This is a genomic window from Allobosea sp. LC85, assembly GCF_000735605.1.
Classification (GTDB): domain Bacteria; phylum Pseudomonadota; class Alphaproteobacteria; order Rhizobiales; family Beijerinckiaceae; genus Allobosea.
On the sequence record NZ_JPKG01000017.1, the window covers coordinates 193757 to 207791 of the forward strand.

General features: G+C 65.7%; 13 protein-coding genes, 1 pseudogene and 1 riboswitch. Of the genes and pseudogenes, 7 read left to right on the forward strand and 7 right to left on the reverse strand.

Annotated elements, in window-relative coordinates; translation table 11 throughout:
- Nucleotides 1-34 precede the first annotated feature (34 nt).
- Together leuB and FG93_RS08080 are read right to left on the reverse strand one after the other, a co-directional pair.
- On the reverse strand, nucleotides 35-1144 hold the full coding sequence (gene leuB, locus FG93_RS08075) for a 3-isopropylmalate dehydrogenase (RefSeq protein WP_043233509.1): 1110 nt from the start codon (nucleotides 1142-1144) through the stop codon (nucleotides 35-37).
- A gap of 289 nt (nucleotides 1145-1433) precedes the next feature.
- Complete coding sequence (locus FG93_RS08080; RefSeq protein WP_043233510.1) at nucleotides 1434-3023, reverse strand: ABC transporter substrate-binding protein; 1590 nt, start codon at nucleotides 3021-3023, stop codon at nucleotides 1434-1436.
- Between the two features lie 156 nt (nucleotides 3024-3179).
- Nucleotides 3180-3291, forward strand: a riboswitch (TPP riboswitch).
- 67 nt (nucleotides 3292-3358) lie between these two features.
- Here FG93_RS08080 and thiB point away from each other — a divergent pair.
- The 3 genes from thiB to FG93_RS08095 are packed head-to-tail and all read left to right on the forward strand — an operon-like array spanning nucleotide 3359 to nucleotide 6615.
- The gene (gene thiB, locus FG93_RS08085; RefSeq protein WP_043233511.1) at nucleotides 3359-4378 is read left to right on the forward strand and encodes a thiamine ABC transporter substrate binding subunit; all 1020 of its coding nucleotides are present in this window, start codon (nucleotides 3359-3361) and stop codon (nucleotides 4376-4378) included.
- Between the two features lie 4 nt (nucleotides 4379-4382).
- Nucleotides 4383-5924, forward strand: coding sequence for an ABC transporter permease subunit (locus FG93_RS08090; protein WP_052513493.1), 1542 nt, complete (start codon nucleotides 4383-4385; stop codon nucleotides 5922-5924).
- Nucleotides 5917-6615, forward strand: coding sequence for an ATP-binding cassette domain-containing protein (locus FG93_RS08095; RefSeq protein WP_043233643.1), 699 nt, complete (start codon nucleotides 5917-5919; stop codon nucleotides 6613-6615). Before FG93_RS08090 ends, FG93_RS08095 begins: the two co-directional genes overlap by 8 nt.
- An 83-nt stretch (nucleotides 6616-6698) precedes the next feature.
- Here FG93_RS08095 and FG93_RS08100 read toward each other — a convergent pair whose 3' ends face one another.
- Nucleotides 6699-7109, reverse strand: coding sequence for a RidA family protein (locus FG93_RS08100; RefSeq protein WP_043233514.1), 411 nt, complete (start codon nucleotides 7107-7109; stop codon nucleotides 6699-6701).
- Complete coding sequence (locus FG93_RS08105) at nucleotides 7106-8284, reverse strand: lytic murein transglycosylase (protein ID WP_043233644.1); 1179 nt, start codon at nucleotides 8282-8284, stop codon at nucleotides 7106-7108. The genes FG93_RS08100 and FG93_RS08105 overlap by 4 nt, the downstream gene beginning before the upstream one ends.
- Nucleotides 8285-8421: 137 nt before the next feature.
- On the opposite strand from FG93_RS08105, the pseudogene FG93_RS33520 reads away from it, so the two are divergent.
- The 4 genes and pseudogenes from FG93_RS33520 to FG93_RS08125 form a co-directional block, all read left to right on the forward strand.
- A pseudogene (locus FG93_RS33520) lies at nucleotides 8422-8523 on the forward strand (hypothetical protein); the annotation flags it as partial.
- Between the two features lie 228 nt (nucleotides 8524-8751).
- Nucleotides 8752-9108 (forward strand): DMT family protein, encoded by a 357-nt coding sequence (locus FG93_RS08115; protein ID WP_043233516.1) that lies wholly within the window; start codon nucleotides 8752-8754, stop codon nucleotides 9106-9108.
- Nucleotides 9105-9875 carry a class I SAM-dependent methyltransferase gene (locus FG93_RS08120; protein ID WP_043233517.1) on the forward strand — a complete coding sequence of 257 codons (771 nt, stop codon included), beginning with the start codon at nucleotides 9105-9107 and terminating at the stop codon, nucleotides 9873-9875. Before FG93_RS08115 ends, FG93_RS08120 begins: the two co-directional genes overlap by 4 nt.
- A gap of 158 nt (nucleotides 9876-10033) precedes the next feature.
- Nucleotides 10034-10336, forward strand: a complete 303-nt coding sequence (locus tag FG93_RS08125; protein WP_043233518.1) for a hypothetical protein — start codon at nucleotides 10034-10036, stop codon at nucleotides 10334-10336.
- Nucleotides 10337-10354: 18 nt separating this feature from the next.
- Here the strand turns inward: FG93_RS08125 and FG93_RS08130 are convergent, their stop codons facing one another.
- The 3 genes from FG93_RS08130 to FG93_RS08140 all read right to left on the reverse strand — a co-directional run bounded on the left by FG93_RS08130 (nucleotide 10355) and on the right by FG93_RS08140 (nucleotide 13981).
- Nucleotides 10355-11488 carry a PQQ-dependent sugar dehydrogenase gene (locus tag FG93_RS08130; RefSeq protein WP_043233520.1) on the reverse strand — a complete coding sequence of 378 codons (1134 nt, stop codon included), beginning with the start codon at nucleotides 11486-11488 and terminating at the stop codon, nucleotides 10355-10357.
- A 49-nt stretch (nucleotides 11489-11537) separates the two neighbouring features.
- Complete coding sequence (locus FG93_RS08135) at nucleotides 11538-12842, reverse strand: NAD(P)H-dependent oxidoreductase (RefSeq protein ID WP_043233521.1); 1305 nt, start codon at nucleotides 12840-12842, stop codon at nucleotides 11538-11540.
- A gap of 164 nt (nucleotides 12843-13006) precedes the next feature.
- Entirely contained in the window at nucleotides 13007-13981 is a 975-nt protein-coding gene (locus FG93_RS08140) for a tripartite tricarboxylate transporter substrate binding protein (RefSeq protein WP_043233523.1), read from the reverse strand.
- Between the last annotated feature and the right edge of the window lie 54 nt (nucleotides 13982-14035).

A 14035-nucleotide genomic window follows, 5' to 3' on the forward strand; every position in this document is an offset into this window, starting at 1 on the left:
CCGGGATGACGTCGGAGTGTCGGGGGTGGACGCGTCAGCCGCGCGCTTCCAGCGCCTTGACGATCGCATCGCCCATCTCGGCGGTCGAGACGGCATTGGCACCCGGCGCGGCGATGTCCTTGGTGCGGGTCCCGGCGCCAAGCACATCGGCGATCGCGCCTTCGAGCCGGTCAGCCGCCTCGATCGCACCGAAGGAATAACGCAGCGCCATTGCAAAGGAGCCGATCATCGCGATCGGGTTCGCCAGGCCCTTGCCGGCGATGTCGGGAGCGGAGCCGTGCACGGGCTCGTAAAGCGCCTTGCGCTTGCCGGTGGCCGGGTCTTCAGCACCGAGCGAGGCAGAGGGCAGCATGCCGAGCGAGCCGGTCAGCATCGCCGCGACGTCGGAGAGAATATCGCCGAACAGGTTGTCGCAAACGATGACATCGTACTGCTTCGGCCAGCGCACGAGTTGCATGGCGCAATTGTCGGCGAGAACATGCTCGAGCTCGACATCCCCGTAGTCCTTGGCGTGCAGCGCCGTGACCGTCTGCTTCCAGAGCACGCCGGTCTTCATGACATTGTGCTTCTCAGCCGAAGAGACCTTGTTGCGGCGGGTGCGCGCCAGCTCGAAGGCGACGCGCGCGATGCGTTCGATCTCGGGCGTGGTGTAGAGCTGGGTGTCGACGCCGCGCTTGGAGCCGTCCTCCAACGTGACGATCTCCTTCGGCTCGCCGAAATAGACGCCGCCGGTGAGTTCCCGCACGATCAGGATGTCGAGCCCTTCGACGACCTCGGGCTTGAGCGAGGAGGCGGACGCCAGCGCCGGATAGCAGATCGCAGGACGCAGATTCGCAAACAGGCCAAGGTCCTTGCGCAACCGCAGCAGGCCGGCTTCGGGGCGATGCTGATAGGCCACATCCGCCCATTTCGGGCCGCCGACAGCGCCGAACAGCACCGCATCGGCGTCCTGGGCGAGCTTCATGTCGCCTTCCGAGATCGCGGCCTTGTGCGCGTCATAGGCGGCGCCGCCGACAAGCCCGCGCTCGATGGCAAAGGAGGCGAGACCCTGCTGCTCGAACCAGCCAACGATCTTCTCGACCTGGCCGGTCACTTCGGGGCCAATGCCGTCGCCCGGCAGGAGGAGGAGCTTGTGGGTCGCCATGATCGCCTCACGCGTTTATCGGATGTCGCTGGGCCGGAACGGCCTTGCCGGGCTGATTAGGCGGGGAACGGGAGTGACGCAAGCGCAGCCGCCGGGCAGCGCGCCTGCGCGACAAGCAGAAGCTGGTGCGATCGGCGCCGACACCAAACCGTATCATTCCGGCCGGAGCGACGTGGAGAACCGGAATCCGTCGCAGAGCGGGAGCCTGACGATGGTTTCCAGATCGGCACCGCTAATGAGGCCTGTCCGGAATGACCACACGTCCGGACAAGCAATGGCTGCGCCGCCCTCAGGCCTTCTTCTCCATATTCCAGAAGAACTGGACCGGCGAGAGCACCATGCCGGTCAGGCTCTTGCGATAGGCCATTGGCTGCTGCACGAGCCCGGCCGGCGCATAGGGCACCGTCTCGAAGGCGCGTTTCTCGATCGATGCGGCCAGTTCCTTCTGCTTGGCCGCATCCGGAGTTGCGATCCACTGATCGCGCAGGCCTTCCAGCGTGGGATCCTCCGGCCAGCCGAACCAGGCGGCAGAGCCATTGCTGCGCAGCAGCGGATGCAACGCGGGATTGAGCACGTCGGCGCCGGACCAGAGCGTATGGAACACCGACCAGCCGCCCTGGTCCGGCAACCCGCGGTTCGAACGTCGGCCGATGAAGCTTGCCCAATCGGTCGCGACCAGATCGACATTCATGCCGAGTTTCTTCAGCAGTTCCTGCGTCACCAGGCACTGGTTATAGGCGATCGGCTGGTCAGCGGGCGCCAGCAGCAGCACCTTCTCGTTCTTGTAGCCGGCCTCCTGCAGCATGGCCTTGGCCCGCTCCAGATTGTTGCCGAGGGCCGCCTGCCCGCCCGCCCCGGTCGACATCGGCGAGCCCGGCGTGAAGAAGGTCTTGCACTCCTTATAGTAGTCCTTGCTGCCGACGACCGCCTCCATGTAGTCGGTCTGGTCGATTGCCATCATCACCGCCCGGCGGATGCCGGGATTGTTGAAGGGCGGCTGCAGATGGTTGAAGCGCATCAGCAGGATCAGCCCGAGCGGCACGTTCTCGATCGCGATCTCGGGATTGCTCTTGAGCAGGGGCAGGAGATCGACCGGCGGCTGTTCGTACCAATCGACCTCGCCCTGCATCAGCGCGCCGACTGCGGCCGAAACCTCCGTCAGCGGCAACCATTCGATGCGGTCGATCTTGGCGACCTTGCCGCCTGCGGCCCAGGATGGCGCCTCCTCTCGCGGCTTGTATTTGGCGAAGCGCTCATAGATCGCGTTCTGGCCCGGCACCCACTGCTTGTCCATGAAGCGCCAGGGGCCGGAACCGATCGCCTCCGTGATGTTCTTCGTCGGCTCCATCAGCGCCACGCGCTCGGGCATGATGAAGGGCACGTTCGAGGAGAGCTTGCCGAGCGCGTCCGGCAGCATCGGGAAGGGCTTCTTCAGGCGGATGGCGAAGGTTCGCTGATCGACGACGTCGTAGCCCTCGACGAATGTCGCGAAAGTCTGTCCGAAGGCATCGCGCGCGGACCAGCGCTTGATCGAGGCAATGCAGTCCTGCGCCCTGACCGGCTGTTCGTCATGGAACATCAATCCGTCGCGCAGATGGAAGGTCCAGCGCAGCCCGTCCGGCGCGGCCTCCCAGCTCTGGACCATCTGCGGCTGGATCCGGAACTGCGCGTCCGTCGCAAACAGGGTATCATATATCAGATAGCCATGATTGCGGATGACATAGCTCGTGGCGACGATCGGATCGAGCGAGGGCAACGGTGTCGACGGAATGAAGCGGAGCGTATTGGCGCGCGACTGCGCACGTGACGGAAATCCAATGAGACTGGAAACAGTTAGAGCGGAACTCCCGGCCAGCATCTGACGACGATTGAGTCGCATTCGACATCCCCTTGCTCTTGAGCTTTTGCGCTAAGCGCGCCTGCCTTCTGTCAAGCAAGAGATATACCAGCATGATCATGCGGCCAGATGCAATGCCCATTGCGACGGATAGGCGGCGCCAACTGGACTCGCCGCCGCCCGCTCGCTATTCCCTTGACCGTCTCAACGGGGTGCCCGATGGTCTCAGGCTGAGAGGGGAGCGCAGGGCTTCCAACCCGTCGAACCTGATCCGGATCGTGCCGGCGGAGGGATTGAGCACTGGCGTCTCGCAACCGGAGACGCTCTCCCCTCTCGACCGTCAAGGCCCGCCATCGAATGCATGCGGGGGTGACGCCATGACCTTTCTGAACAGCCGGATGACCCGGATCGCCACGGCGCTCGCAGCGCTGCTGCTTGCGACGCCGTCCATGGCTCAAGAGAAGCCGGCGCTGACCGTCTACACCTATTCCTCTTTCACCGGGAAATACGGCCCTGGCGCCAAGGTGAAGGCGGCCTTCGAGGCGGAATGCAGCTGCACATTGAACTGGGTGGCAAGTGACGATGCCGGCTCCCTCGTCGCGCGGCTGAAGCTGGAGGGCGAGGCGACGAAGGCCGATGCCGTGCTCGGCCTGGACATGAACCTTGCGGCTGAAGCCAAGGCGACGGGCCTGTTCCGGCCGCACGGCCAGGAGAGTGCAGCGCTCACTTTGCCGATCGCCTGGACCGACGATACCTTCCTGCCCTTCGACTGGGGGCACCTCGCCTTCGTCTATGATTCAACCAGACTTGCCACGCCGCCCAGCAGCCTGAAGCAGCTCGTCGACGATCCGAATGGACCGAAGCTGGTGCTGCAGGATCCGCGCACCAGCGCGCCCGGCCTTGGTTTCCTGCTCTGGATGCGCGCCGTCTATGGCGACGGGGCTGACGCCGCCTGGACCAGGCTCAAGCCGCGCATCGTCACCTTCACCAAGGGCTGGTCGGAGGCCTACGGGCTCTTTCTCAAGGGCGAGGCCGACATGGTGCTCTCCTACGCGACATCGCCGGCCTATCACATCGGCGCGGAGAAGAAGACGCAGTACAAGGCCGCGCCCTTCAGCGAAGGTCACTATCTCCATGTCGAACTCGCCGGCATGACGCGCACGACCCGACAGCCCGAGCTGGCCAAACGCTTCCTCGCCTTCATGCTTTCAGGCGCGTTCCAATCGCTGATCCCGGAAGGCAACTGGATGATGCCGGCAAGGCAGCCTGCAGGCGGCCTGCCGGCCTCGTTCGCCGATGTCATCAAGCCGGAAAGGACCCTGCTGTTCACGCCGGACGAGGTGCGCACGCAGCGACGAACCTTCATCGACGCCTGGCTCGCCGCAGCGAGCCGGTGAGGCCTTGTTCCGCCCGGCCACGCTCACAGCGCTTGCAATCCTCGCGCTCGCCGGCGCCTCGCTCACCGGGCTGGCGCGTGCCGGCGGCGACGTTGCGGCCCTGTCGTCGCTCGGCCCCTATCTCGCGCGCCTCGTCGCAGGAGCGACCGTGCAGGCGGGCCTGTCGATGCTGCTCTCGCTCCTGCTCGGCGCGGCTCTCGCGCTTGCCTTGCTGCGCCGCCGCTTTCCCGGGCGCGACCTCCTGCTCGCGGTGCTGACCGCCGCAGCCGTCGCACCGACGATCGTGATCGTCTTCGGCGTCATCGCCATCTATGGCCGTTCCGGTCTGCTCGGCAGCCTGGCGCGTGCCGTCGGCGCCGAACCGCCGGCGATCTACGGGCTCCAGGGTATCCTGATCGCGCATGTGCTGATGAATACGCCGTTGGTGACACGCACTCTGCTTCAGGCCTTCGGGCGCGAACCCGGCGAGCGGAGGCGCCTGGCCTCGGCGCTCGGCTTCTCCGCCGCCGACTGTTTCCGGCATCTCGACTGGCCGGTGATCCGGCGCGAAGCCCCGGCGCTTGCCACCTTCGTCTTCCTGCTCTGCTTCACGAGCTTCGCCGTCGTGCTCTCGCTTGGTGGCGGGCCCGCCAATGCGACACTGGAAGTTGCAATCTACGAAGCGGTCCGCTTCGAGGCCGATTTCGCCCGCGCTGCCGCTCTCGCCGGCCTCCAGCTTGTGCTTTGCCTCGGGCTTGCGACCGCGCTCGCCACACTCGCACCGGCAGCTCGCGACGAGGCAAGCGCCGAGCGTCATGCACCACGACCCGACATCCTCGCCCCTCGGCTGCTGCGGTTCGACCGTCTTGTTCTCATTCTGGCGGCAGCCTGGATCGCACCGCCTCTCCTCAGCATCGCAAGCGGTGTCGCAGCCTTGACGATGCTCGCGACAGCTGAATTCGCATGGGCTGCCGCGACAAGTGTCGCGATCGCGCTTGGCGCAGGCCTCCTCGCCTGCCTGTTTGCCGTGCTGCTCGCCAGTGCCGAACGCGGACGCTGGAAACGCGCGGGACTGCCCGATCTCGCCGCCTTCACCATGCTTGGCCTGCCGCCCTTCGCCTTCGTGGCAGGGCTCTACGTCCTGGTGCGCAGCCTCGCCGATCCCCCAACACTCGGGCTGTTGCTCGTCCCGCTCGTCAACGCCCTGATGGCTCTGCCCTATGCCTATCGGCTGCTGGCCCCGCCACTCGCGATCGGCGCCGAACGTCACGGAAGGCTGGCCGAGAGTCTCGGCATTGCCGGCTGGACCCGGCTGCGCCTCGTCGAATGGCCAGCCCTGCGTGCACCGCTGGCGGCCGCCTTTGCCTTTGCCACGGCGCTTTCGCTCGGCGATTTCGGCGTCATTGCTCTGTTCGGCGGCGGCGAGCTCACCACCTTGCCCTATCTGCTGGCGAACCGCCTCGGCGCCTACCGCATGAATGAAGCGGGAGCGCTCGCGCTCGTGCTGGTGCTTTCGGCCGGTGGCCTCGCCTATGTGACCGAGCGCTGGAGTGCGCGTCTTGCTTGAGTTGGCGGGCCTGTCCCTCGCCTATCCCGGCTTCCCAGCCCACTACGACCTCGTCATTCCAGCGGGCGCGCTCTGCGCCGTCATCGGCCCGTCAGGTGGCGGCAAGACCACCCTGCTCCACGCCATTGCCGGCTTCGAACAGCCGACGGCCGGAACCCTTCGCTTCGCCGGCGCAGATCTGCTGCCGCTCGCACCAGCCAGACGACCAGTCTCGATCCTGTTCCAGGATCACAATCTCTTCCCGCATCTGACGGCAGCCGAAAACGTCGCGCTTGGACTGAAACCGTCACTGCGACTCGACGCCTCCGAGCGCGAGCGCGTGGCAACTGCGCTGGCCGAGGTCGATCTCGCGGGCCTTGCTGCCCGCCGACCGGCAGAACTCTCGGGAGGTCAGCGTCAGCGCGTCGCCCTCGCCCGCGCCCTCCTGCGAGGCAAGCCGCTGATGCTGCTCGACGAACCGTTCGGCGCACTCGATCCCGGCCTGCGCCGCGAGATGATAGCGCGTATCGATGCCCTGCGTCGCGAACACGGCCTCACCGTGCTGATGACACTGCACACGCCAGAGGAGGCGGCCAACCATGCCGACCTCTTTGCCTTCGTGGCCAATGGCCGCGTCGAAGCGTCCGGCCCCTGGCCCCGCCTGACGGCGCCGAACGGATCGGCCCCTGTCAGGCGCTTCCTGGGCATCTGAAGCCTGCCGTTCCGGCTAAAGCATCGGCCCGAAAAGTGGATTGCGGTTTTCGGGAAGGCCGATGCAAACATAAAAAGGCTGGATCATCGGGCCGGGTACGATATCCGGGCCGTAATCTCGATCTCGATCTTCATCTCGGGCTTGAGCAGACCGGCCACGACATACATGCCCGCCGCCGGGCGGATCTGCCCGAAGACTTCGCCGCACACCGCAAGAACCGGCTCGCAATAGCTGCGATCCGTGACGAAGTACTGGGCGCGCACCACGTTGGCGAGCGCAGAGCCCGCTTCGATGAGGACCGCGTCCAGCGTCCGGAAGATATTGCGCGCCTGCTCCGCCGCATCCTCGGGTATCGTCATGGTGACATAGTCATAACCCGTCGTGCCCGAGACGAAGACGAGATCGCCATCGACCACCGCCCGCGAATAGCCGAAGGCGAGCTCGAACGGCGAACCGGTGGATATCAGGCGTCGCTTCTGATCCAGCGCAGTCATACCCGTCCACCCTTGAGCGCGCGCAGCACCTTGGCACCCGGCCGCCCGGTCTGTGGCATGCCGATCTGTGATTCGATCTCCTTGATCGCGGTCCTGGTCAGCGAACCGACGGCTCCGTCGGGCTCGCCGACATTGTAGCCACGTGCGATCAGCAGGCGCTGCAATTCGCGGCGCTGCTCGCGCGACAGCGGCGGGTCATCGGTCGGCCAGTCGGCCTGGACGCCCGGCCGGCCGCGAATACGGTCCGAGAGCAGCGAGATGGCGAGCGCGTAGGAATCCGCGCCGTTATAGCTGTAGGCCGCGTCATAGTTCTTGAAGACGAGGAAGGCCGGGCCATCGCGGCCGGCTGGCATCAGCAGTCCGGCATTGCCCGAGCCGGACAGTGCCGAGCCGTCATATTTGACGATCCCGCGCCCAGCCCAGGATGAGACCGGTTGCTTCGGATTGCGCCCGGTCGAACCGGAATAGCCGTTCGGGACGCGGACCTCGTAGCCCCAGGGCGCGCCGGTCACCCAGCCGGCCTTGGCCATGAAATTAGCGGTCGAATGCAGTGCGTCGGGAACCGAGTCGACCAGATCGCGCCGTCCATCGCCATCGCCGTCGACGGCGAGACGCATATAGGTCGAGGGGATGAACTGGGTGTGGCCGAAGGCGCCCGCCCAGGAGCCCATCAGGCGGTCGGCCCGGACATCGCCGCGCTGGATGATCTGAAGCGTGGCGATCAGCTCGCCCTTGAAAAAGGCATTGCGGCGCGGCGCGAGACAGGCGCCGGTCGAGAGCGCCTGGACGAGAGGCATCTTGCCGCGCGCCTTGCCGAAATCACTCTCGACGCCCCAGACCGCCACGATGGTATGGCGGTCGACGCCAAAGCGCTGTTCGGCCGCAGCGAGGGTCGAGGCGTGCTGGCGCAGCATGTTGCGCCCCTCCGCCACCTTCTCCTCATCGACCAGCGTGCCGAGATAATCCCAGATCGGTGTTTTGAACTCCGGCTGGTTGTTCATCGCCTCGATCACCTTCATGTCGGGCGTGACGCCTGCCATGGCCCGGTCGAAGGTGGCGCCGGACACGCCTTTCGCTGCAGCCTCCGAGCGCAGCCCCGCAAGGCAGGACTGGAAGTCCGCCTGGGCGCCGGACGCGAAGAGGATGAGCGGAAATGCCAGTTTGAGTGCGCGCATGAACCCACCGAAATCCAAGGAATGACGCAAAACTAGGGCCGAATGGTTAAAGGAGATTAACCATGCGCGAACTGCGCGCAAAAGTCGCAAAAGACGGCTATGGCAAGGGCCTGATCTGATTCGAGGCGCTCCCGCCGATGTCTGTCGCCACAACCGAGTTCCTCGGCTTCACCGCAGCCACGCTGACGACCTTATGCTGGCTGCCCCAGGCCTGGCACACGATCCGGACTCGGGACACGCGCGCGATCTCGCTCTGGACGCAGGTATTCTTCGCGCTCGGCATCATTCTCTGGGGTCTACGGACTTCTGCTGATGTCCTGGCCGCTGATCGGCGCCAATGCCGTGACTCTGGTGCTGGTCCTCGTCATCCTGACCATGAAGCTGCGCTACGGCTGAGCCGGCCCTATCGGGAACCCTGCGCGCTGATTAGGCTTTCTGTAGATACAGCCCCCCGGACCGCCCCCTTCATGCAAGCCATCTCCACCGCTCATCTCCTGCCGATTGCCTCGCTGATCGGCTCGAACGTCTTCATGACTTTCGCCTGGTATGGCCATCTCAGCTACAAGAGCACCGCGATCTGGCTCGCCATCCTCGCGAGCTGGATGATCGCCCTGCCGGAATACATGCTCGCCGTCCCTGCCAACCGCATCGGCAATGCAGTCTATTCCACCGCCGAGCTGAAGACGATGCAGGAGGTCATCACCCTCACCGTCTTCGCCGGCTTTTCCGTGCTCTGGCTCAAGGAGCCGCTCGGCTGGAACCATGCCATCGGTTTCGCGCTGATTGCGGCCGGCGCCTTCTTCATCTTCCAGGGCAAGGCATGAGCAGGATGGCCAATATCCCCTCGCCCGGACATCCCACGGTTGCAGCCTATCTCGCCAATGGCTATGACGCGGTCGTCGGCATGTCGTCGCGCTTCGCCGCAGCGATTTGCGCACGGCTTCTGCGACTGCAAACCGAGGAAGGACTGCGTGGATCGATTGCCGAGATCGGAGCCTTCGAGGGGCGCTTCTTCATCGCGCTCGCGCATGCACTCGAACCGGGTGAGATCGCTCTCGGCATCGATATCTTCGAGTGGCCGAATCCGGAGGTTGAGCAACGCTTCGAGGCGAATTGCCTGAAGCACGGCATCGGCCCGGAGCGGCGCGTCACCATCAAGGGCGATGCGGGAGCGATGGCTCCGACCGACCTGCTGAAGCACACCGGCGGCGCCAAGCTGCGTCTCATCCATATCGACGGCGAGCACTCCCGCGCGGCGCTGGCCAGGGATCTCGCACTTGCCTCTGCCTGTCTGGCCGATGGCGGGCTGATTGTTCTCGATGACATGCTGCATCCCGGCTACCCGACGCTGATGGTCACGGTGCAGGCCTATCTCGATACACACCCCCAGATTGTGCCGCTCTGCATCATCGACCGTGAGACGATTGTCGGCGCGACCAAATTCGTGCTCTGCGAGCAGCACTGGTTCGAGCGCTACCAGACTCGGATGCTCGATATCTTCAAGGAGCAGATCTGGCCGCTGGGCGCCGACTTCGAACCGCATTGGTGCCTGGTGCTATCGCTCGACACCCGGCTGGCGGACATCACCTGAACTGCCGGCGCACTGCCTGCTACGCATCATTCCGGACACTCCGCGATAGCGACGCGATCCCGGAAGCGCAGGGCGCCGCGCTCCAAGATGGTTTCCGGCGCCCAGCTTCGCTGCGGCCGGAATGACCGTATCACTCCTACCTACCCAGGAAGACTGCCGTGAAGAAAGCGATCCTCGTCGCCGTATCCATCTTGAGCCTCTCGACGCCGGCGCTCGCCGGCCCGACCTGCAGTCCCAGCGACGACCGCGCCAAGATCCTCGCCTCCGCCAGCACCGGCGATGTCCACCCAACCTGGCGCGGCGGAAAGCATGTCGGTTACGGCTGGTCCCTGCAGGTCAAGCGCAACGCCCGCGACGACGCCGGTACGTCCTATTATGTCGGCGATCTCTATGACACGCGCGGCCAGCTCTCGACGCGCAATGCGTTCGTCATCGAGAATGAATGGGATTGCGGTCCCTGACGCGCCCCGTGCCGGCGCTCACCGCGCCGGCCTGACCCGAAGGATCTTGCCGTTGGCATCATCGCTCAGCAGGTAGAGATAGCCGTCCGGGCCCTGCCTGACGTCACGAATGCGTTCGCGCAGCGTGGTCAGCAGTTTCTCCTCGCCGGTGACCGTCTCACCCTGCGTCGAGAGGCGGATCAGCATCTGCCCGGCAAGGGCGCCAACGAAGAGCGAGTTCTTCCAGGCCGGCCAGATTTGTCCCGTGTAGAAAGTCGCGCCGGCCGGTGCGATCGACGGGTCCCAGTAGAAAAGCGGCTGCTCCATACCGGGTTTGGATGTGCCCTCGCCGATCTTCGCGCCGGAATAGTCGATTCCGTAGGTGATCGCCGGCCAGCCATAGTTGAGCCCTGCCTTCGGCGTGTTGACCTCGTCGCCACCGCGCGCGCCGTGCTCGGCCGTCCAGAGCTGCCCAGTCTCCGGATGCAACGCCGCGCCCTGCACATTGCGATGGCCGATCGACCAGATTTCCGGCTGCCAGCCCTCCTTCTTCGGATTGCCCGCCGCCGCTTTGCCCTCCGGGCTGATCCGTAGGACCTTGCCGAGATGATTGCCCGGGTTCTGCGCCTGATCCCGCTGGCTGAAGCGATCGCCCACCGTGACGAACAGCGCGCCTGTCCGGTCGAAGACCAATCGCGAGCCGAAATGCATGTTGCTGTTGATCGTCGGCATCTGTCGGAAAATCACGCTCATCCCCTCGAGCGCGGTGCCGCCTGCATTGAGGCGCCCGCGCGCGATGCTGGTACCGCTTCCATTGGCACGCGGCTCCGCGAAGGAGAGATAGATCAGACGGCTCTGGGCGAACTGCGGATCGGGAGCGACATCGAGCAGCCCACCTTGACCGCGCGCCACGACATTCGGCACGCCCGCGATCGGCCGCGAAACCTCGCCCGCGGCGGAAACCAGCCGCAACCGCCCCGGCCGCTCGGTCACGAGCATGCGCCCGTCAGGCAGGAAGGCGAGGCCCCAGGGATGCTCCAGACCGCTCGCCACAGTCTCGACGACCAGCTCGCCCGCGCTCGACGGAAAGCGCTGCTGGGCATCGGCCGCCGACGGCAGCGCCAGGACTGAAAGCGTGGCGCTGAAGCAGGCGGCAAGAACAGTGTGACGCATGGAACTCTCCCTGTCGTTGCGGAACGTCAGTGAGGCAAAACGCGGGGAATCACCACTCGGTTGCTTCGAGCTCACGCCGAAGTGAAACGATCGCCTGGGTTTCGTCGAGGGCGACATCGTCGCTGGTGACGACCTGTCCGGCCGCGACGTCCCGCTCGAGCTTGACGCCATGCGCGAGCCCGATTGGCAGGGCGCGGACCTCGCGGCTCGCTCGGGCCGGCATCAGGCGGCCGTACACCGTGTAACCGCCCTCCCTGTCCAGCATCTCTCCGGCCTTGAGGTCGCGCTTGGCCACAGCGGCAGCGTCCCCGCGCCACTCGCGGGTGCTGCCGGTCGGCTCGCTGCGCAAGGCGGCGTTGAGGACCGACATCGAAAGCTCCAACCCGATCAGGTGGAACGGCTTGTACATCGCCGCATATTGGCCGGTGGAATCGGTCGGCAGGCCATATTGCTTGAAGCAGGCCGCGGCGTAGTCATTCGGCGCCTTCAGCACGACATAGACGCCCCAGCGCAGGTCGCGGAACACAGGCCGCCCGTCACGCTCGAGCGACGACACCACTTCGACCATGCCGTCGCGATCGAGCTGCCCACCGACCGCCTTCGGCCGCAGCACATGGGCAAGGTCGTCAACGCCGACCGGCGGGAATGCGAGGCCGGCCTCCGGTACGTCGAGCCCGCAGGCATTGGCGATCGCCGCCATCTCGATCGCCGACTTGGTGCCATCGAGGAAGGAATTGAACATTTGCGGGTTCATGCCCGCCGCCTTGGCCGCCTCGGGCGTCAGCCCGTAATGGGTCCAGACATCGTCCGGCGTGACCTGATGATAGGCCGGCAGGTATTTCGTGCCCTTGCCGGCTGCGGCAACCGTGAATCCGGTCGCGCGCGCCCAGTCGACCATCTCCGAGACGAGCGCCGGCTGGTCGCCATAGGCCATCGAATAGACCACGCCCGCAGCCTGAGCCCGGGTCGCGAGCACCGGGCCGACCAGCACGTCAGCCTCCACATTGACCATCACGACATGCTTGCCGGCGGTGATCGCCGCCAGCGCATGGCGTGCACCGGCGGCCGGATGGCCGGTTGCCTCGATGACGACCTCGATACCGTCCATCGCGGCCGCCTCGGCGCCGTCCGCGACGTAGCGGGTCGCCTCGATGCGGGCCTCGTCCCAGCCGACCTGCCGGCAGGCCTGCTTCGCCCGCTCGGGATCGAGGTCGGCGATGACCGCGACCTCCAGCCCCGCAATATGGGGGACCTGCGACAGGAACATCGAACCGAACTTTCCGGCCCCGATCAGTGCGACGCGTACGGGCTTTCCTGCATCGCGGCGGGCGGCGAGAAGTGGCATCAGGTTCATGACGACGCTCCGGTCTTCAATGATCTCGGGCAGGGTAGCGCACGCCTCTCCCGCGACAACGAAGCCGCCCGCCGGAATCGGTCATGTGGGATGCACGACGCCGGGCCGGCGCGACTAAGTCGCATGCACGGAATGACGGAGGGGGACTGAAGCGATCGCGCCGGTTATTCCGGCTTCACACCGGCATCGGCGATGATCTGCTTCCAGGTCGCGATCTCCTGGAGGTGATAGGGCTTGAACGCGACGGGATCACGCACCTTCAGCGTAAAGCCGAGCTTGAGGATCGCCTCGGTCACGGCCGGCTTGGCGATCGATGCCATGACGGCCTTCGAGAGCGTGTCCAGGATCGGCTGCGGAACCGCGGCAGGAGCGAAGAAGGCCGCCCAGGAATCGGCGTCGGCATTGCTGACGCCCTGCTCGCGCAGGGTCGGGATATCCTTGGCGCGCGGATTGCGCTCCGGGCTCGCCAGGGCCAGCGCGCGCATGCTGCCGGCATTGATCTGCTCCAGCACGCTCGGCAGGGTCGAATTGGCGATGTCGATGCGCCCGCCGATGATCTCCTGCACCAGCGGCGCGGCGCCGCGGAACGGCACATGCGTCATCTTGATGCCCGTGCGCTGCATGAACAACTCCATCGCCAGATGCGAGCCGGAGCCGACACCGGTGGAGCCATAGTTCAGCTTGCCGGGATCCGCCTTGGCCAGCGCGATCAACTCGGCAATGGTCTTGGCCGGCAGGTCGTTGCGGACGACGAAGGCGTGCTCGAAGGCGCCGACGCCACAGAGCGGTGCAAAATCCTTCACCGCATCGTAGCCGGGCTCCTTCAGCAGGAACATGTTGTTCCCGTGCGTCTGGTTGTTGCCGAAGATGAAGGTGTAGCCGTCCGGCTCCGCCTTCGCCACGGCGCGTGTGCCAACTGCCCCTGATGCACCGGCACGGTTGTCGACCAGAACGTTCTGGCCGATCGAGGTCGAGAGATCCTGCGCAACGAAGCGGGCGATGGCGTCGGTCGGTCCGCCCGCCGGATAGGGAACGACCAGCGTGATCGGCTTCGACGGGAACGTCTGCGCGCGGACGATGGCCGGAGCAAAGGCCGCGCCGGCAAAGATGCCGAGCGTGGTACGGCGGGTAAGCGACATGAAGGTCCTCCGGGGTGCCCGATTTGGAGACTGGGCTTGCCGCGAGAATTACGG